The 17,836-nt window shown below is 62.6% G+C and carries 18 protein-coding genes; 10 read left to right on the top strand and 8 right to left on the bottom strand.

The window, feature by feature from the left end:
- Positions 1–9: 9 nt before the first annotated feature.
- The 8 genes from Q0X18_RS08830 to Q0X18_RS08795 all read left to right on the top strand — a co-directional run bounded on the left by Q0X18_RS08830 (position 10) and on the right by Q0X18_RS08795 (position 7,886).
- Positions 10–384: a hypothetical protein gene (locus tag Q0X18_RS08830; protein WP_297561160.1), complete on the top strand. Its 375-nt coding sequence runs from the start codon at positions 10–12 to the stop codon at positions 382–384.
- A gap of 25 nt (positions 385–409) precedes the next feature.
- Entirely contained in the window at positions 410–820 is a 411-nt protein-coding gene (locus Q0X18_RS08825; protein ID WP_297561157.1) for a thrombospondin type 3 repeat-containing protein, read from the top strand.
- Between the two features lie 62 nt (positions 821–882).
- Positions 883–1,584 (top strand): SDR family oxidoreductase, encoded by a 702-nt coding sequence (locus tag Q0X18_RS08820; protein ID WP_297561154.1) that lies wholly within the window; start codon positions 883–885, stop codon positions 1,582–1,584.
- Positions 1,585–1,889: 305 nt separating this feature from the next.
- The gene (locus Q0X18_RS08815; RefSeq protein ID WP_297561151.1) at positions 1,890–3,092 is read left to right on the top strand and encodes a maltose ABC transporter substrate-binding protein; all 1,203 of its coding nucleotides are present in this window, start codon (positions 1,890–1,892) and stop codon (positions 3,090–3,092) included.
- A gap of 153 nt (positions 3,093–3,245) precedes the next feature.
- Positions 3,246–4,280 carry a S1C family serine protease gene (locus tag Q0X18_RS08810; protein WP_297561148.1) on the top strand — a complete coding sequence of 345 codons (1,035 nt, stop codon included), beginning with the start codon at positions 3,246–3,248 and terminating at the stop codon, positions 4,278–4,280.
- A gap of 174 nt (positions 4,281–4,454) precedes the next feature.
- A complete protein-coding gene (locus tag Q0X18_RS08805) occupies positions 4,455–5,795 on the top strand; it encodes an aminotransferase class III-fold pyridoxal phosphate-dependent enzyme (RefSeq protein ID WP_297561141.1) in 1,341 nt (446 codons plus the stop codon).
- A 128-nt stretch (positions 5,796–5,923) separates the two neighbouring features.
- On the top strand, positions 5,924–7,429 hold the full coding sequence (gene malQ / locus Q0X18_RS08800) for a 4-alpha-glucanotransferase (protein ID WP_297561130.1): 1,506 nt from the start codon (positions 5,924–5,926) through the stop codon (positions 7,427–7,429).
- Between the two features lie 46 nt (positions 7,430–7,475).
- A complete protein-coding gene (locus tag Q0X18_RS08795; RefSeq protein WP_297561127.1) occupies positions 7,476–7,886 on the top strand; it encodes a VOC family protein in 411 nt (136 codons plus the stop codon).
- On the opposite strand, the gene Q0X18_RS08790 is transcribed toward Q0X18_RS08795, so the two are convergent.
- From Q0X18_RS08790 to Q0X18_RS08775, 4 genes are read right to left on the bottom strand one after another with little or no spacing between them, the layout of a single operon-like run.
- Positions 7,873–8,433, bottom strand: a complete 561-nt coding sequence (locus Q0X18_RS08790) for a 5-formyltetrahydrofolate cyclo-ligase (protein WP_297561124.1) — start codon at positions 8,431–8,433, stop codon at positions 7,873–7,875. The two genes, Q0X18_RS08795 and Q0X18_RS08790, sit on opposite strands and share 14 nt — an antisense overlap.
- A 32-nt stretch (positions 8,434–8,465) precedes the next feature.
- Positions 8,466–9,506, bottom strand: coding sequence for a serine hydrolase (locus tag Q0X18_RS08785; protein ID WP_297561121.1), 1,041 nt, complete (start codon positions 9,504–9,506; stop codon positions 8,466–8,468).
- Between the two features lie 23 nt (positions 9,507–9,529).
- Positions 9,530–10,132 carry an NAD(P)H-dependent oxidoreductase gene (locus Q0X18_RS08780; RefSeq protein WP_297561118.1) on the bottom strand — a complete coding sequence of 201 codons (603 nt, stop codon included), beginning with the start codon at positions 10,130–10,132 and terminating at the stop codon, positions 9,530–9,532.
- Positions 10,133–10,180: 48 nt separating this feature from the next.
- Positions 10,181–11,302 carry an acyl-CoA dehydrogenase family protein gene (locus Q0X18_RS08775; RefSeq protein ID WP_297561116.1) on the bottom strand — a complete coding sequence of 374 codons (1,122 nt, stop codon included), beginning with the start codon at positions 11,300–11,302 and terminating at the stop codon, positions 10,181–10,183.
- Between the two features lie 125 nt (positions 11,303–11,427).
- Here Q0X18_RS08775 and Q0X18_RS08770 point away from each other — a divergent pair, with 125 nt between their 5' ends.
- A complete protein-coding gene (locus Q0X18_RS08770) occupies positions 11,428–12,213 on the top strand; it encodes a YdcF family protein (protein ID WP_297561114.1) in 786 nt (261 codons plus the stop codon).
- 28 nt (positions 12,214–12,241) lie between these two features.
- Here the strand turns inward: Q0X18_RS08770 and Q0X18_RS08765 are convergent, their stop codons facing one another.
- Positions 12,242–13,285, bottom strand: a complete 1,044-nt coding sequence (locus Q0X18_RS08765; protein WP_297561112.1) for a 2-oxoacid:ferredoxin oxidoreductase subunit beta — start codon at positions 13,283–13,285, stop codon at positions 12,242–12,244.
- 22 nt (positions 13,286–13,307) lie between these two features.
- Entirely contained in the window at positions 13,308–15,131 is a 1,824-nt protein-coding gene (locus Q0X18_RS08760; protein WP_297561110.1) for a 2-oxoacid:acceptor oxidoreductase subunit alpha, read from the bottom strand.
- Between the two features lie 113 nt (positions 15,132–15,244).
- Between Q0X18_RS08760 and Q0X18_RS08755 the strand changes: the two genes are divergently transcribed.
- Complete coding sequence (locus Q0X18_RS08755) at positions 15,245–16,522, top strand: amidohydrolase family protein (RefSeq protein WP_297561108.1); 1,278 nt, start codon at positions 15,245–15,247, stop codon at positions 16,520–16,522.
- Positions 16,523–16,530: 8 nt separating this feature from the next.
- On the opposite strand, the gene Q0X18_RS08750 is transcribed toward Q0X18_RS08755, so the two are convergent.
- Entirely contained in the window at positions 16,531–16,833 is a 303-nt protein-coding gene (locus Q0X18_RS08750) for a P-II family nitrogen regulator (RefSeq protein WP_027887776.1), read from the bottom strand.
- Positions 16,833–17,801: a sodium-dependent bicarbonate transport family permease gene (locus Q0X18_RS08745; protein WP_297561105.1), complete on the bottom strand. Its 969-nt coding sequence runs from the start codon at positions 17,799–17,801 to the stop codon at positions 16,833–16,835. Before Q0X18_RS08745 ends, Q0X18_RS08750 begins: the two co-directional genes overlap by 1 nt.
- Positions 17,802–17,836: the final 35 nt, after the last annotated feature.

The following is a 17,836-nucleotide window of genomic DNA, read 5'->3' as shown; positions in this document are numbered from 1 at the left end:
AATAAGACCATGCGGTGGATTGGGTTGCTATTGTTGGGCCTGCTGCTCTCCTGTCAACCCGACACTCCCAAAGCGTGTGTTGTAATCGAGGCTGTAAGCATCGAGGAGGGCTTCAGGGTAAAGGGCACCAACAGCGCAGATGTGACCATCCGGAGGGGTGAGTGCATTGAGTTCGTTAACCAGGACAGCACGGTTCACATCGCGCAGACCAGGCCGGGTTCCGGCGCGCCCAAGGACTTTAGCACACAAAACCTTTTCCCTGGCCCGGCATACAAGGTAAAAATCGTGCTCAACATCGCAGGTGAATACGAGTACATTTGTTCGATAAACACAGGCACTGTGGTGCACGCACAAACCATGTTTGGCAAGATAACGGTTCGCTAGAGGCGTGCCCCTAAGGAGGGCTCGAATGAGAAAACTAGGTTTTTTTGTGCTGGCCTTGGCCGTTGTGCTGCTCCCATTGGTGCAGGCTCGAGGGCCCTATCGGTTGCAGGCCATTACGCAGTTCAATCTGGTAGCCGATAACGGCGATGTGCGCACGGTTACCTGTCAGTACTGCCACGTAAACCCCAACGGGGGTGCGCCCTGGAATGCCTTCGGCAACCAGCTCCGGGCCAACTTCAAGGGCAACATCGGCGAAGCCCTGTACGAAACGCTCAAGGCTATGAAAGACTCCGACGGCGACGGCTACGCCGACGTGCTCGAGGTGTTTGCTGGAACGCTGCCGGGCGATGCCAATAGCAAGCCCCTGGTGACCGCACAGTTCCTCATGCAGAGCCTGGAAAAAGCCGGTGGGGTGGACATTTACAAACCCAAGTAGGTATAGATGAATCGTGTGGGCGAACCTTGTGTTCGCCTGCATTTTTTGTACAGTATTGGCCTATGTCAAAGCTGCAAGGAAAAGTAGCACTGGTTACCGGAGCTTCCTCCGGGATTGGCCTCGAGATTGCCAAACAACTGGTTTCGAGCGGCGTGGGGGTGGGGCTTTTTGCCCGCAGCCAGGACAGGCTGGCGCGTTTGGCGGGAGAACTGGGCAACAGCCTGGCCCTGCCGGGTGATGTGACCCGCTACGAGGATCTGGAGCGGTCTGTGCAGCAGATCGAGGCCCATTTTGGCGGACTCGACTTCCTGATTAACAACGCGGGGGTGGGTATTTTCAAACCCGTGCACGAGCTTACCCCGGAGGATTGGCAGCAGGTCTTGCAAACCAACCTGACCGGCCCCTTTTACGCGACCAAGGCCGCTGTACCAGCCATGCAAAAGCGGGGTGGGGGCCATATCATCAACATTGGTTCGCTGGCCGGGAAAAACGCCTTTGCCAACGGGGCTGCCTACAATGCCAGCAAGTTTGGTTTGCTGGGCTTTTCCGAGGCGGCTATGCTGGATTTGCGCTACCACGGCATTCGGGTGAGCAGCATTCTGCCCGGCTCGGTAGACACGCCCTTTGCCGGCAACAGTACCGGGGCATCCTGGAAAATACAGCCGCAAGACATTGCACAGGCCGTGCTCTACCTGCTGCAAAGCGACCCCCGCGTCATCCCAAGCCAGCTCGATCTGCGCCCGAGCCAGCCACCCAGGAAGTAAGGCGTGATTTTTAGCTAGCATCGGACAAATGTCCCGGGGGTGGATTGCGCGATGCCTTTACCGCCAACTCACTCAAGATAAATCCTGGACGCTGGTCTTGACGTGCCCTTTAGCTTTGTCTTGGGGGGATACCAGACTCTTTACGTAGTCGAAGAATGTAGTAAGATACCTGGTGACGCAGAAGGCAGATAGTCCAAAAGTAACGTTTAGAACACTGTGGAAACGCTGCCAGAGTCTGCTGTCGATGTTCAAGGCAAGCCATGCCACAAATTCTTTAGGCAATGGCTTCAAACCAGGAGGAAGAAATGAAAAAAGGCTTTTTGATTGCTGCCGTAGCAGCCCTAGGTCTACTGGGCTCGGCGATGGCACAGGGCAAACTCACAATTTGGACCCACTACGGCGGGCCCGAGCTGGCCTGGCTCAAGCAGACCGCGGCCACCTTTGCCAAAAGCAGCGGCACCCAGGTTGAAGTGGTCGAAGTACCCTTCGGCGATATTCAGAACAAGTTCATCCTGGGCGCGCCCCAGGGTCAGGCGGCCGACCTGGTGGTGAGCATCCCCCACGACTGGGTGGGGGCGATGGCGGCTGCGGGGGTGCTCGAGCCCATGGGCAAGTACGCAACCAGCAGCTACATTCAAAGCCTCTCGGATGTAGCGGTGGATGCGCTCACCTACCGCAACCAGCTTTTCGCGCTGCCCATGTTCGCCGAGTCGGTGGCCCTGATCTACAACAAGAAACTGGTCAAAGAAGCCCCCAAGACCTGGGACGAGTTCCTAAAAATTGCACAGGAAAACACTAAGGGCAACTCCTACGGCTTCCTCTACGACCTGGCCAACCCCTACTTTAACTATGGCTGGTTCACGGCCTATGGAGCCAGCGTCTTTGGCCGCACGGCCCAGGGCGTCGATGCCAGCCAGACCCGCCTGGGTGGAGATGCGGGCGTCCGCGCTGTGAGCTTCATCAAAGACCTGCGCTACCGCTACCGCCTGATTCCCGAAGGGGTAGACTACGGCGTGGCCGATAGCGCCTTCAAGGAAGGGGCCCTGGCTATGATCCTCAACGGCCCCTGGGCCATTGGCGACTACAAAAAAGCCAACATCGACTTTGGCATTGCCCCCATGCCCAACCCGCCCGGCGGTGGGCAGTGGCGTCCCTTTGTGGGCGTGCAGGGCGTAGCCATGAACGCCTACTCGCGCAACAAGACTGCGGCGGCCAACTTTGCCAAGCTGCTGGTGAGCACCCAGAACCAGGTGGCCTTCAACAAGGCCGGTGGCCGCCTGCCGGTATCCAAGCAGGCTGTACAGCAACTTCGCAACGACCCGGTAGTGGCCGGTTTTTCGGCGGTGATCGCCCTTGGCGCCCCCATGCCCAACATCCCCGAGATGGGTAAGGTTTGGGGGCCCTGGGGCAATGCGCTGTCCCAGGCTGTGCAGAAGCCGGATACCAATGTGGCGCAAATCGTGTCCGCCATGGTAGCGGAAATTAACAAGGGTCTCTCGGGTCGCTAAATCTACTCATCAACAACCTCCTCCGCCTGGAGGAGGTTGTTTTGTTGAAAAAAAAAGAGAGAATAAACTGTGCATTCCAATATCGAAATCCAGCGCCAATGAGCTACCCTGGTTTTTATAGCTGCGCTCGGGCGCAACGGGAGGAGACCTCAAATGCGGCGTTCATGGCTAGCCTTTGCAGCGGTGGCCTACCTTAGCATTTTGGCTGCGGTGATCCATGCGCAGCCGGTGCAGCCCCCCCGAACCCTGTCGGCCGAGATGCGTGCGGCCCTCGAGCGTGTCTACACCCAGGCCCTCCCGGCATCCGTGCGCATCGAAACCGTGCCCGAAGGCACGGGCTCTGGCTTTTTCATCAGCGCCGATGGCCTGGTCATGACCGCGTACCACGTCGTCGAGGACACCCGGGGCTTCTGGGTGATTGACTCCAAAAACCAGTCGTTCTCTGCCGAACTGGTGGGCTACGATGAGTTCCGCGATATTGCCATTTTGCGGGCCTCAGTAAACGAGCCGGTGCCATTTTTGCCGCTCGAGACCACCAGCGGCCCAAGTGTGGGAGAGCCCTTGCTGGCTATTGGGAACTCGAGGGGCCAGTTTATCGCACCGCGTTATGGGATAGTCAATACCGTCGAGCGCGATATTTTCCCCTTTTTCAACTCCATCGCCATCTCCACCACCATCCCGCTGGCCCCTGGCGACTCGGGCGGCCCGGTGCTCAACCAGGCGGGGCGGGTGGTAGCGGTGGTGGTGGCGATTGGACAGCCCAATGGGGTATTCGAGAGCTACCTTTCCCCGCTGCAAGGCCTGGGTGAGGTGATTGCGCAACTGCAGGCCGGCCGCAAGCGCGATGTTCCCTACATTGGGGTGCAGCTTTTCCAGATTGATGACGAAACCGCAGCCACCTTGCGCATCCCCAAGGAAGGGGTTTTGATTCAGGGCCTGCTGCGTGGTGGGGCCGCCGAGCGGGCAGGTTTGCGCGGTTTTGCCATTCGGCGCGAGAACGGCCAGGAAGTCTACGAATTTGACGTGATCCTCGAGGCCGATGGCCGTCCCTTCAACAACGTCACCGAGCTTCAGCGCTACATTCGGAGTAAAGAGGTGGGGGATACCGTTGTCCTGACGGTGCGGCGAGGCCAGCAAATTCTCAAGGTTGAACTGCGGTTGACCCCCAATCCTACGCGGCGTAGCTAGGCCAGGCCTTACTGGTCACCAGCAAAACTATACGAGCCCTTATGTTTGCAGATAAATAAAAAATATTTTGCATCTAACACAAAAGACTTATGTTCTTTGACACTTTGACCATTGCTTCCCCCGAGCGCGAGGACTACCATTGAGACTATCTAAACGCGTAGGGGAGGCCTGGGTATGGAACGCTCATCTAAGGAAGTTATTCAAGAGAACCGTGACTACACCCTGTTTTCGTGGTCGGTACAAAGCACCGCCAACCCCATCCATATGACCCGCTCCAAGGGCGTATGGTTCTGGGACGGCGACGGCAACAAGTGGCTGGACTTCAGCAGCCAGCTCATCAATATCAACGTGGGCCACCAGCACCCCAAGGTGCTCGAGGCCATTAAGAAGCAGGTTGACGAGCTTTGCTTCGCCGGCCCCAGCTTTGCCACCGAGCCTAGAGGCCAGCTGGGCAAAAAGCTGGCCGAGGTGACCGGGCTGGCCAAGTCGTTTTTCTGCCTGGGCGGGGCCGAGGCCAACGAGAACGCCATGAAGATGGCTCGTCTGTATACAGGCCGTGACAAGATCATCACCCGTTACCGCTCCTATCACGGGGCCACCATGGGGGCCATGACCGCCTCGGGCGACCCCCGCCGCTGGCCGGTGGAGCCGGGCATTCCGGGCATCGTGCGAGCCTTCGACCCCTACTGCTACCGCTGCCCCTTTGGCAAGACCCCGGATAGCTGCCAGCGGGAGTGTGTGAGCCATATCGAGGAGATTATCCAGATGGAAGGCCCCCACACCATCGCGGCCATTATGGTGGAGGGGATTACCGGTTCCAATGGGCTTTTGGTACCGCCCGACGACTACTACCCCAAGCTGCGGGCTTTGTGCGACAAGTATGGCATCCTGCTTATTACCGATGAGGTGATGAGCGGCTTTGGCCGCACCGGCAAGTGGCTCTCCACCCAGCACTACGGCATCAAGCCCGACATCGTGACCTGCGCCAAGGGCCTTACCAGCGGCTATATGCCGTTGGGTGCGGTGATTGTTTCCAAGCCCATCGCCGACTTCTTCGAAGACCATATGCTCTGGGGCGGGCTGACCTACTCCGGCCACCCGGTCTCGTGTGCGGCGGCGGTAGCCAACCTGTCGGTATACGAAGAAGAAAACCTGTTTGAAAACACCCTCGAGCAGGGCCGCTACCTGGGGGAGCGCCTCGAGGCCATGCGCAAAAAATACGCCTGTGTGGGGGATGTGCGCTACATCGGGTTGTTCAGCGTGCTCGAGCTGGTCAGGGACAAAACCACCAAAGAGCCCCTGGCGCCCTTCAACGGCACCTCGCCCGAGATGCAAAAACTGGCGGGCTACCTCAAGTCCAGGCACATCTACGCCTTCAGCCGCTTCAACATGCTGTGGGTCTGCCCACCCCTAGTGATCAACCGCGAGGAACTGAAATACGGCCTGGACGTGATAGAAGAGGGGCTGGCCCTGGTGGACGAGGCCCTGGGCGTGGTCGAGGCCGCTGCCGACTAGCGCTCAGTATCTCTTTGCCCGCCCCCGCCACCTTTCGCTGGGGCGGGTCAGTTATCGTCTTTACAGCCTGTCTTTCCGTATAGAAGCGCTTCCATAATGTGTCGGTATGGGTATAAACTAGCCTTGTTATGCAACTCCAACGCGCTTTTGGAATTTTGCTCCACCCCACCAGTTTTCCGGGTCGCTGGGGGATTGGGGCTCTGGGCCGCGAGGCCGAGCGTTTTTTGGACTGGCTGGCCGACGCGGGGGCCCGCTGGTGGCAGGTCTTGCCCCTGGGCCCTACCAGCTACGGCGACTCGCCGTATCAGTCCTTTTCGGCTTTTGCTGGCAACCCGTACCTGATTGACCCCGAGCTGCTGATTGAAAAAGGCTGGCTGGAAAAAAGCGAAGAACCCCCGCAGTACAACGCCCGCAGCGTGGACTATGGCTGGCTTTACGAGACCCGCTGGCCCCTGTTGCGGCGGGCCTTTGCAGGGTTTCAGGCAGGGGCCTCTGCCCAGGATAAAGCACGACTGGAAGCCTTTATCGAGGCCGAGCGCTTCTGGCTGGAAGACTACGCGCTCTTCATGGCCCTCAAGACCCGGTTTGGCGGCAAGCCCTGGAACGAGTGGAGCCCCGAACTGCGCGATCGTAAACCGGCTGCCCTGGCCAAGGCCCGCGAGGAGCTGGCCTACGAGGTGGCCCTGCACGAGTGGGTTCAGTGGCTGTTTTACACCGAGTGGGGCAAAACTAAAGCCTATGCCGAAACCAGGGGTATTCAGATTATCGGCGATATGCCCATCTTCGTGGCTTTCGATTCCTCGGATGTCTGGGCCAACCCGCAGTACTTCTACCTCGATGCCGATGGCAACCCCACGGTGGTGGCGGGCGTTCCGCCGGATTACTTCTCCGAAACCGGCCAGCTCTGGGGTAATCCGCTCTACCGCTGGGATGTGATGGAAGGGGAGAACTTTGCCTGGTGGATTGCGCGCATAAGGCAGTCGCTCAAGCAGTGCCACCTGGTGCGCATTGACCACTTCCGCGGGTTTGAAGCCTACTGGGAGGTTCCGTTTGGCCGGCCCAATGCGGTGGAGGGCCGCTGGGTCAAGGCCCCGGGGGAGAAGCTCTTTGCCGCGGTGCGGGCCCAACTGGGCGATGCGCCCATCATCGCTGAAGACCTGGGGGTGATCACCCCCGAGGTGGAGGCTTTGCGCGACGGCTTTGGGTTTCCCGGCATGAAGATCTTGCAGTTTGCCTTTTCCGGTGAGGACAACGTTTTTTTGCCTCACAACTACCCCGAGCACGGCAATGTGGTGGTGTACAGCGGAACCCACGACAACGACACCACCCTGGGATGGTTCCGCACCGCGCCGGAGGCCGAGCGGGCCTTCATGCGGGCCTACCTGGCCCGTTATGGCATCCGCTGCCTCTCGGAATACGAAGCCGCAGGCGCTCTGATTGAGCTGGCCTTCAGGAGCCCGGCCAAGCTGGCTATCCTGCCTTTGCAGGACGTGCTGGGGCTGGGCCCCGAGGCCCGCATGAACTTCCCCGGACGGCTGGGGGGCAACTGGGCGTGGCGCTATGCCGAAGGCGACCTCGAGCCCGGTCTGGCCGCGGGACTGCGGGCCCTGGCCGAGGCCAGCCAGCGCGCTTGACCGCAGGCCACACGATGGGTTTTCATAGACCCCGAGAGGTATCACCATGAACATCGCGGGGGTGCTCGAGACCTGTGTGTACGCGAGCGACCTCGAGGCCGCCAGAGGCTTCTACCAGGGGTTGCTGGGCCTGGAGCTTTTCGCCGAGCAGCCGGGGCGGCATCTGTTTTTTCGGGCCGGGCCGGGGGTTTTTCTGGTCTTCAACCCCCAAGCCACCCAGCAGGAAACCGTTCTGTCGCCGCATGGGGCCTTAGGTAGCGTGCACGTGTGTTTTCGGGTGGCCGCGGAGGAGCTGCCAGGCTGGGCGGAGCGCCTCGAGGCCCACGGCTACCCCGTCACCTGGGCCGAGTGGAAAGCCGGCCCCAGCCTGTACGTGCGCGACCCGGCCGGCAACCTGGTGGAACTGGCCCCTGCCGCGATCTGGGGCCTGCCGGACGGCCACCTCAAACCCCAATGATCTGATGGGGGGTGGCGATCAGGTCTACCCTTCGTTCAGGCTGGCAGGGTAGCTCATCAAAAATCATCAGGGTATGGGCCAGGGTGACCCAGGGCGCGGCCACCTGCAGGTCTTTGTAGGGGAAGCCGTACCCCTTGCCCAGCCAGTTGCGCGCCTCGTCCACCGCCACGCTCCCTACCAGCACCAGGTCGATGGTGGTCTCTTTTAGCTCGATGGGTTTGCCCAGCTGGGCCACTTCCCGCACCCGTTTGAGCTGGTGGGGTAGGAGGCCCTCGAGGCTCAGGTACCGCCCGGCTTTGTCGGGGTGGGGCATGAGGACGATTTTGCCGGACTTCAAAGCCGCCTCGCGCAGCGGCTTGAGCACCTGGTCGGGCCCGGCCAGGATCACCGTCGCCAACTGCCACAGCCGGAGGCCCATCAGGCGCTCGGCGGCGCGACTGGCCCCCACAAAGTTGGGATGGTGTCCGTGGGGTGGGGTGGGGTAGGTGGCGGCCCGGTGCTGGGCCAGGGCGTTCCAGACCAGTTCGCGTACTTCACCTTGCGTCACGGCGGCAGTCTAGCGCATCCGGCGGTTTTGGGCTAACCCTGCCCGGTCAAGAGCAGGCGCAAAAAAACCGCATCGGAGAAACCGGTTTGGCGTCCGGCCAGGCTTTCCACAATGCCCTCGGCCTGCCGCACCACCACCAGCCCGAGCTGGCGGCTGATATAGAGGCGCTGGTCGCCCGCGCCGGCGGCGATGACCAGGTCGTCGGGGAGGCCGGGGGTGCCGGCCAGCGCGTCCATGTCCTGCCCTACGCGTCCAATGGCCGCGCGCTGGGCCGGGCTGATGGGTCGTCCCAGCCACCAGGTCAGGCCGTAGATGGGGTTGACCCTCGAGGGCTCAAAACACTTTTGCAGCAAAGCCTCGTCCACCACCTGTTGGCCCTGCCACCGCCCGCCCTGGCGTACCAGCTCGCCAAACCGGGCCCAGTTGCGGGCGGTGAGAAAGGCCCCGGAGGGCAGGTGGGGGTGGCCGTCGGGCCCCCGGCGCCAGAAGGCGTACTCCAGGCCAATCGGCTCGAAGATGCGGCGCGTGAGGTACTCGAGGGGGTCACCCTTCAGCTTGCGGCGCATCAGCTCGCCAAAGATCTGAAAGGGGATGGGGCCGTAGGAAAAGCGGGTGTCGGGCGGGGCCTCGGCGGGGGTCTCGAGGGCGGCCTGGTAGGTGGGGGGGCGGGCCAGGTTGCCGCCGGGAATGCCGCTGGTGAGGTGCAGGAGCTGGCGCAGGTTGATTTGTGAACGCCAGGGGTCGCCCTGCCACTCGGTCAGGGTCTGGGCCAGGGGTTCTTCCAGCGAAAGCAGGCCGTCCTGCACAGCGGCCACGGCCATTACGCCGCTAAAGCTCTTGGTGCCGCTGGCCAGTTCGTGGGCGCGGCTGGGGCGGCCCCGGCCCGGATAATCCTCGAACAGGATCTGGCCGTCCACCATCACCAGCAGCGCGATGCCGCGGTGCTGGGCCGAGTAAAGGGCGGCCAGTTTGTGGTGGCTGGGGTTGCTGGGGCTGGGGGTGGCCTGTGCAAAGGCAGAGGGGCCGGTTAGCAGGGCCGAAGCCAGGCCTTTGAGCACGGTGCGGCGGTGCATGGGTGTAGCCTAGCTGTTATGGCTTAAGTCGAGCTGAAGCGCAGGGGCTCGAGTTCGGGGAGCCTTTTCAGGTGCTCGCGGAAGGCCTCGAGGGTGGCTTTGCGCTCGGCCTCGCTCATCTCACCCGGCCCGTAGGCGATAAAGGGGGGCAGCACCTCCAGGCCACAGTAGGCAAAAATGCCGTAGTGGATGGGCTCGAGCACCCGCACCAGGTCGCGCTGGGGGGCCTGGCGAAAATAGTCTTCGCGGGCCCCCACGGTCAGGCTGAGCATGGCTTTTTTGCCCCGCAAAAGGCCGTTCTCGAAACTGTGCTCGTCGTCGTAGGCAAACCCGTAGGCAAATACCCGGTCAATCCAGCCCTTCATGATGGCCGGCATTCCGTACCACCAGTCGGGAAACTGAAACAGCAAGAGGTCGGCCCGCCGCACCTTCTCGATTTCGGGTTGAATGTCCTTCAGGTCGCCCTGTAGCTCCTGGGCGCTCAGCACCGGGTTGAAGCGCATGGTGTAAAGATCGGAAAGCAGAATGCTGTGCCCGGCCTGGCTCAGGGTTCGCACCGCCAGGTCGCGCAGGGCGGCATTGAAGGAGCCGGGGTTGGGGTGGGCGTAAATAATCAGGACATTCATCGGCTCAAAGCCTACGGCCAACGGCCCCAGGGCTGCAACCGGGCGGGTTTAGCGGTAAAGCTCTCGAGCGATTACCAGCTTCTGTATCTCGCTGGTGCCCTCGTAAATCTCGGTGATTTTGGCATCGCGGTAGTAGCGTTCTACCCGGTACTCGCGGTGGTAGCCATAGCCCCCCAGCACCTGCACGGCCTCGCGGGTTACGTTCACGGCCACGTCGGAGGCAAAGAGCTTGGCAGTGGAGGCCTCGAGGGTGTACTTTTCGCCCCGGTCTTTTTTGGCGGCGGCTTCCAGCACCAGCGCCCGGGCGGCGGCTATGCGGGTGTGCATCTCGGCCAGCTTGAAGCCCACCCCCTGGAATTCCCGAATCTTCTGGCCGAACTGGGTGCGCTCGTCGGCGTACTGCCGGGCAATCTCGAAGGCCGCGCGGGCCATCCCCACGGCCTGGGCGGCAATGCCGATGCGCCCCGAGTCCAGTCCGGCCAAAGCCTGGGCCAGCCCGCGCCCCTCCTGGCCCAGAAGGTTCTCTTCGCGCACGAAAACCCCCTCGAAGCGCACCTCGCAGGTGTGCGAGGCATGCAGGCCCATCTTGTCCTCGGGGCTGCCGAAGCTGAGGCCGGGGGTGTCTTTTTCCACGATAAAGCTGCTGATGCCGGCCTCGCTGCGGGCCATCACCACATACACCTGGGCCTGTCCGCCGGAGGTGACCCAGCTCTTAAGTCCGTTGAGTTCCCAGCCGCCGGGCACCTTCTGGGCCGAGAGCTTGAGGGAGGCCGGGTCGGAGCCGGCGTGGGGCTCGGTGAGGGAGAAGGCCCCAATCCACTCGCCGCGGGCCAGGGGCACCAGGTACTTCTTTTTTTGCGCCTCGCTGCCAAAGCGGTTCAGCATGTACTGGGGCAGGCCCGAGGTGACCGAAAGAATCACCGCCACGCTGGGGTCGGCGGCGGCGATCTCCTCCATGGCTAAAGCCCAGGTGACCGAGTCGAGCCCGGCCCCGCCCCAGGCCTCGGGGGTGGTCATGCCCAGGAGCCCGAGCTGGGCGAGCTGTTTGAGCTGGGGCCAGGGGTACTGCCCCGTGCGGTCGTACTCGGGGGCCATCGCCCACAGCACCTCGCGGGAGACTGCCCGCACCATGTCCAGCACCATTTTCTGGTCGGTGGTCAAAACGGCCATGAATATATCGTATCACGCGTTTTGTGCACAAAAAGCGTCATAAAAAAGTTGCCAGATAATCCTGTCCAACAGCCCGGCAGGCGGTTTTTCTCGAGGCTGGGTCGGTAATCGGTAAGATGATCACGATGCCCGGATTATCGCTACGGTTACTGATGGCTGCGGGACTGAGCCTGCTGCTCTTACCGCTGGGGCTGGTGATCAACCCCGAGCTGGGCCTGGGGCCGCTGGTGGGGCTGTGGCTGGGCGGAACGCTGCTGGGCGGGTGGGGCCCCACCTTCCGGGTTTTGCTTTGGGGCAGTGGGCTCTGTGCGCTGCTGGTTGCGGTGGTGGTGTTTACCCCGCTCACCAGGGTGCTGGCCGAGGGCCTGGTTGTGAATGAAGCCCCGCAAAAAGCCGACCTGATTGTGGTGCTGGGGGGCGGGATGCACTGCGGGGCGGGGGAGCTCGAGGCCTCCTCGCTGGCCCGGCTGGAGAAGGGCCTCGAGCTCTGGCGGGCCGGCCATGCTCCCCGCATCACCCTCTCCGACACGGTGGGGGAGATTTTTGGCGACGCCCGCTGCCCTTCGCTGGGCCGGGTGGCCGCCCAGCGCGTACAGGCCTTGTACGGGGACGAAGGCCCGGAGATTCTTTTTTTGCCCCAGATGCGCACCACCCGCACCGAGGCCCTGGCCGTGGCCGAGCTGGTACAGGCGCGGGGCTGGCAGCGGGTGCTGCTGGTTACCACCCCCGCCCACAGCCGCCGGGCTGCAGGGGCCTTTCGCAGGCTGGGCCTCGAGGTGCTGAGTGTGAACTCGAGCGAGCCCCGCTTCGATAGGGCCCTGGTGGCCCCCGCCGATCGCTTGCAGGCCCTGACCCCGCTTACGCGGGAGTACCTGGGGCTGCTGGTCTACCGCCTGCGCGGCTGGTTGTAGTCCAGCTTGGCCCTAGCTCAAAGGCCTATCAACGATAGGACTGCAACAACTGCTCCAGAGCGGCCTGGCTGGGGCGCAGTTGTTCGGGGGAAAGCTGGGCCAGGGGGGTGCTCAGGCCCTCGAGCTCGGCCAGGCTGGGCCGGTCGGGGTTGTAGTAGATCAGGCCGGTAATGAACTCCCCGGTTTCCTGGGCCCGCTGGAGGCGCTCCAGGGCTGCTAGCTTGTTGGTGGGGTCGTAGTCGTGGCCCAGGTTGCGCAGGCTAATCAGGGAGCCGTCGTGCAGCCGCACCGTACGGAACTCGCCGGGCTCTAAGGGCTCGATGGAAATTTCCTCGGCGTGGGGGATGAAACCCAGCTCGTGCAGGGGTTGCTCGTGCTTGGTGCCGTAGCTGTAGCTCTTGGGGCTGTCGTCCTCGTTGTTGAAGGCCACGCAGGGGCTGATGATGTCGAGCAGGGCGGTACCCCGGTGGGAGAGGGCGGCCTTGAGCAGCTCGCGTACCTGCTTGGCGTCGCCGGCAAAGCTGCGGGCCACAAAGCCGCACCCGGCGATGATGGCCTCCATGCACAGGTCTACCGGGGGAAACTCGTTGTGGCCGGCGTATTTGAGCTCGAGGCCCTCTTCCGCGGTGGCCGAGAACTGCCCCTTGGTGAGGCCGTACACGCCGTTGTTCTCCACGACGTAAACCATCCGCACATTGCGGCGCATCAGGTGCTTAAACTGCCCCATCCCAATGCTGCCGGTATCGCCGTCGCCCGAGACCCCAATGGCTTTCAAGGTGTGGTTGGCCAGCAGGGCTCCTGTAGCTACGCTGGGCATCCGCCCGTGCAGGGCGTTGAAGCCGTGGGACATGCCCAAAAAATAGGCCGGCGACTTGGACGAACAGCCGATGCCCGAAAGCTTGATAATTTCGTGGGGCCGTAGGTTGAGCTCGAAGCCGACCTGCACCACCTGGCTGGCGATGGAGTTGTGGCCGCAGCCCTTGCACAGGGTGCTGGGGCTTCCGTCGTAATCTTTTTTGCTGAGGCCCACCGCGTTGAGCTTGATGGGCGGGACTGGACTGGGGTTTTCCATAAAACTAACCTCTGGCTTGGGTTTAGGCGCTGGCCTCTTCTTGCAACAGACGTTCTTGTACCCAGCGGGCCGTGAGAGGCAGCCCGTCCAGGTGGGCAATTGAGCGAATACGGGCAGCATAATCGGGCATCTCGGCCTGGAGAATGCTGCACATCTGCCCGTCGCGGTTGAGCTCGATTACGTAGACCCGCTCGTGGGCCGCCACAAAATCGCGCACCTGCTGGTTGATGGGCAGGGCCCGCAGGCGCAAAAAGCTGGTGGGAAGCTGGGAGGCCAGCCGGTCGCGGGCTTCCTCGATGGCATAGCGGGTGGTGCCGTAGGCGATGAGGCCCACCCGGGCGGCGGGGTGGTGGTCTACTGCGGGAGCCGGCACCAGGTTGCGGGCGGTCTCGAACTTGCGGGCCAGACGGGCCATGTTGCGCTCCCAGTCGTCGGCCCGCTCGCTGTACTGGGCCTGTTCGTTGTGGCCGCTGCCGCGGGTAAAGTAGGCGGCCAGGGGGTGGGGGGTGCCGGGCAGGGTACGGTAGGGAATGCCGTCGCCGTCCACGTCCTTGTAGCGGGCGAAGCTGCCCAGGGCCTCGAGCTGCTCGGCGCTCAGCACCTTGCCGCGCTGCATGGGCTGGTCGGGGTACTCAAAGGGTTTGCCCATCCAGTTGTTCATGCCCAGATCCAGATCGGAGAGTACAAACACCGGGGTCTGGAGCTGCTCGGCCAGGTCCAGCGACTTCCAGCCAAACTCGAAGCATTCCTCGATGGAGGAGGGGAACAGGATGGGGTGTTTGGTGTCGCCGTGACCCAGGGTGTAGGCAAAGGAGACATCCCCCTGGCTGGTGCGGGTGGGCAGGCCAGTGCTGGGGCCGACCCGCTGGATATCCCAGATCACCGCGGGAATCTCGGTGAAGTAGCCGTAGCTGACGAACTCGGCCATCAGGCTGATACCAGGGCCGCTGGTGGCGGTAAGGGCCCGGGCCCCGGCCCAGCCCGCGCCCATGATAATGCCGGCGGCGGCCAGCTCGTCCTCGGCCTGAATCACGGTGTAGGTGGGTTTGCCGTTTTCATCCTTGCGGAGTTTGGGCAAAAACTCCCGCAGGGCATCCATAAAGCTGGTGGAGGGGGTGATGGGGTACCAGGCCGCCACGCTCACCCCGCCGAACACCGCCCCTAAGGCCCCGGCCTCGTTGCCGGTCATGATGATCAGGCCCTCGGTCTTGTTCATGGGCTCGAGGCGGAACGGGTCTTGTTTGTGCAGGTTCTCGGTGGCCCAGGCGTGGGCCCGGCGCACCACCTGCATATTGCTTTCCACCAGCTTTTGGCGGTAGTCGAACTGCGCACCCAGGGCTTCTTCCACCACCTCCAGCGGCACCCCCAGCATCCAGGCCACCACCCCCACGTAGGTCATGTTGGCGATGTAGGGCTTGCGCTTGACCGGCACGTCAATCCCAGCGATGAGCTCGCCAACCGGAACCGGGTAATAGGTGATGTCGTTGCGCTTGGGCAGGTTCTTGAGATCGGCATTGTAGATACATACCCCGCCGCTGGGTAGCTCCTGCAGGTCTTCGTGGGCGGTGGCGGGGTTGAAGGCCACCAGAATTTCCGAGGGCTTGCGGGCAATGTAGCCCTCGTGGCTCACCCGGATGTGATACCAGGTAGGAAGCCCCTGGATGTTGGAAGGAAAGATGTTCTTGCCGTGAACCGGTATGCCCAGCTTAAAAAAAGACCGCAACAGCGTGAGGTTTGCGGTCTGACTTCCGGTTCCGTTGGCGGTGGCTACCACTAGCGAAAAGTCGTTGATGATGGGTGTAGGGGTTGCCAGGCCCGCCTCCTGCTGTCGTTCCAGAACGTTCATAGCACCTCCTGTGCTTGCCCATATCCTATCGGAAAACCATGCGGTAGTTGAGTGACTTTAAGCCCTATTTCATGGGAAAAATAGTACAAACGCATGGGGTGTTAGACTTGCCTGTGTTGCCTATAACCCTCCTCCAAAACGCCAGCGTGCTGGATGTACAAGCTGGCCTGCTTTTGCCCAATCAGCGGGTGGTGGTTCGGGACGGCCTGATCGAGCGCCTCGAGCCCATGCACCTAGAAGCCCCCGAGGCCCGGGCCACCGGGGTGGTACAGATTGACCTGGGGGGTAAAACCCTCCTGCCAGGGCTGATTGATGCCCACGTGCACGTGCTGGCCTGGACGGCCAATCTGCGCGAACTGCACAACGCCTCCCCGCACTACAACGCCCTGCAGGCCGCCGAGATTATGCGGGCCATGCTCTTGCGCGGCTTTACCACCGTGCGGGACGCTGCCGGGGCCGACTTTGGCCTCAAGCGGGCGGTGGAGGAGGGGCTGATCGTGGGGCCGCGGCTTTTCATCTGCGGGCGGGCCCTGAGCCAGACCGGGGGCCACGCCGACAGCCGGGCGGCGGGTGAAATTGCTGTCGAGACCGTTAGCACCCCGGTGGCCTTTGGCCGGGTGGTGGACGGGGTGCCCGAGGTGCGGCGGGCGGCCCGCGAGGAGATTCGCCGGGGGGCCGACCACATCAAGCTGATGCTGGGGGGCGGTATCGCCTCGCCCACCGACCGCCTGACCAACGACCAGTTCTCCCTCGAGGAGATCCGGGCCGCGGTGGAGGAGGCCGAGATGGCCGACCTGTACGTCATGGCCCACACCTACACCGCCCGCGCGGTCAACCGGGCCCTGCGCGCGGGGGTGCGGAGCCTCGAGCACTGCAACCTGATTGACGAGTCCAGTGTGGAGCTATTCTTGCAGCACGAGGCCTGGATGGTGCCCACCCTGGTCACCTATCAGGCCCTGGCCAAAGAAGGGGTCGCGGCGGGCCTGCCCCAGGAGGTGGCCTACAAAATTGACCTGGTGCTCGATAAGGGGCTGGCCGCGCTGGAGATGGCCTATAAAGCCGGGGTGAACCTGGCCTACGGCACCGATCTGCTGGGGGCCATGCACCGGCACCAGCTCGAGGAGTTCGCCATCCGGGCGCAGGTGCAGCCCAACCTCGAGGTCATCCGCGGCGCGACCCTGTATGCCGCCCGGCTGCTGCGGGCCGAGGGGCGGCTGGGGGTGGTGGCCCCCGGTGCCTACGCCGACCTGATTGCGGTGGAGGGAAACCCGCTCGAGGACATCCGGGTGCTTACCCGCCCCGAGCAGCACCTCGAGCTGGTGATTAAAGGCGGCGTGCTGCACTACCAGCGAGACGGCAGAGGGGTAAGGAAGTCTGGGGTGCCGTCGTAGCGGTCTGGCTAGGTGTATTTATCGCCCCGCACCACCTCGACGTTTTCCACAAAGGCAATCACCGCATAGTTGGCAAAATACACCTCGGCCAGGTGGTTCAGGATTTTTTCGGCCACGGCGGGGCTTACGATGGTTTCCAGGCGGATGTTGCTTCCTTCCCACTCGCTGGCCCGCACCCCCCGGCTGCCCTCACCCCGGGCAGCCGTGATGGTGTAGCCTTTGGCCCCAAGCTTCTTGATGTCTCGCACCAGCTTTTCTTCCAGAAACCCCTCGGCGATGATGGTAACCAGCTTGAGTGAAACCAGGGCCATTAACTACCTCCGTGCAGCCAGCGAGAAATAGCGTAATAGATGGGGATGCCCAGGGTCAGATTGAAGGGAAAGGTAATGCCCAACGAGGCGGTGAGATAGTAGCTGGGGTTGGCCTGGGGCAGGGCGATGCGCACCGCGGCCGGGGCAGCAATATACGAGGCGCTCGCGGCCATGGCGCCCAGCACCATCGCCCCCCCCACCGACATGCCGGCCAGGCTGCCCAGCCATACCCCCAGGCTGCCCTGAATCAGCGGCATGGCAATCCCAAAACCAACCAAGAAGCCCCCCACCGATCGCAAGTCGCGCAGGCGCTTGGCGGCTATCATCCCCAGCTCGAGCAAAAACAGCACCAGCACACCGCGAAAAGGCTCCACGAACACCGCTGCTACCTGCTTGAGACCCTCGGGCCCGGTCAGGAACCCCATCACCGAACCCCCTACCAGCAGCAAAACGCTTTTCCCGGCGAAAATTTCCCGTACCGCTTCACCCAGTGAGCCCCCTCCCAGGCTGCGACGGGCAATCAGCAGGGCGATCACGATAGCCGGAACCTCCAAAATGGCTACCAGGGTTGGCAAGAACCCCTCCACAGGCTGCTTTGCCGCTTGCATGAAGGTGGTGGCGGCAATGAAGGTAACCGCTGAGACCGAGCCATAGTGAGCGGCAATGGCCGCCGCGTTGACCACGTCAAAGCGCCCCAGGCGGCGCAGGGTGGTATACGAGAGGAGCGGGGTGATTATGCTCAAAGCCAGCGTAGCCAATGCGGGTTTCCATACTTCGGCGAAGGGCGTGGTGGCAAGGGCAGCCCCACCTTTGAGCCCGATGGAGAGCAGCAGGTAGATCGAAAGGGTGGTATAAAGCGCATCGGGAATTTTTAAATCGGACTTGACCAGGGTAGCCACAATGCCCAGGGCAAAGGCCAGCACGGCAGGGGAGAGCAGGTTGGCGCGAAGTAGCTCCAGGGTGTCCATGCTATACGATTCTAAGGTCAACCTGGATCTTGGGA

It is taken from the genome of Meiothermus sp. (genome assembly GCF_026004075.1).
In the GTDB taxonomy this organism is placed as follows: Bacteria; Deinococcota; Deinococci; order Deinococcales; family Thermaceae; genus Meiothermus.
This window is presented reverse-complemented; position numbering and strand designations above follow the sequence as displayed.

Coding starts and splice junctions, on each gene's coding strand:
- malQ (WP_297561130.1), top strand. CDS start 5,924: ATGCAACTCCAACGCGCTTTTGGAATTTTGCTCCACCCCACCAGTTTT.
- Q0X18_RS08775 (WP_297561116.1), bottom strand. CDS start 11,302: ATGGCCGTTTTGACCACCGACCAGAAAATGGTGCTGGACATGGTGCGG.
- Q0X18_RS08770 (WP_297561114.1), top strand. CDS start 11,428: ATGCCCGGATTATCGCTACGGTTACTGATGGCTGCGGGACTGAGCCTG.
- Q0X18_RS08780 (WP_297561118.1), bottom strand. CDS start 10,132: ATGAATGTCCTGATTATTTACGCCCACCCCAACCCCGGCTCCTTCAAT.
- Q0X18_RS08795 (WP_297561127.1), top strand. CDS start 7,476: ATGAACATCGCGGGGGTGCTCGAGACCTGTGTGTACGCGAGCGACCTC.
- Q0X18_RS08815 (WP_297561151.1), top strand. CDS start 1,890: ATGAAAAAAGGCTTTTTGATTGCTGCCGTAGCAGCCCTAGGTCTACTG.
- Q0X18_RS08745 (WP_297561105.1), bottom strand. CDS start 17,801: ATGGACACCCTGGAGCTACTTCGCGCCAACCTGCTCTCCCCTGCCGTG.
- Q0X18_RS08750 (WP_027887776.1), bottom strand. CDS start 16,833: ATGGCCCTGGTTTCACTCAAGCTGGTTACCATCATCGCCGAGGGGTTT.
- Q0X18_RS08820 (WP_297561154.1), top strand. CDS start 883: ATGTCAAAGCTGCAAGGAAAAGTAGCACTGGTTACCGGAGCTTCCTCC.
- Q0X18_RS08760 (WP_297561110.1), bottom strand. CDS start 15,131: ATGAACGTTCTGGAACGACAGCAGGAGGCGGGCCTGGCAACCCCTACA.
- Q0X18_RS08765 (WP_297561112.1), bottom strand. CDS start 13,285: ATGGAAAACCCCAGTCCAGTCCCGCCCATCAAGCTCAACGCGGTGGGC.
- Q0X18_RS08785 (WP_297561121.1), bottom strand. CDS start 9,506: ATGCACCGCCGCACCGTGCTCAAAGGCCTGGCTTCGGCCCTGCTAACC.
- Q0X18_RS08825 (WP_297561157.1), top strand. CDS start 410: ATGAGAAAACTAGGTTTTTTTGTGCTGGCCTTGGCCGTTGTGCTGCTC.
- Q0X18_RS08810 (WP_297561148.1), top strand. CDS start 3,246: ATGCGGCGTTCATGGCTAGCCTTTGCAGCGGTGGCCTACCTTAGCATT.
- Q0X18_RS08830 (WP_297561160.1), top strand. CDS start 10: ATGCGGTGGATTGGGTTGCTATTGTTGGGCCTGCTGCTCTCCTGTCAA.
- Q0X18_RS08805 (WP_297561141.1), top strand. CDS start 4,455: ATGGAACGCTCATCTAAGGAAGTTATTCAAGAGAACCGTGACTACACC.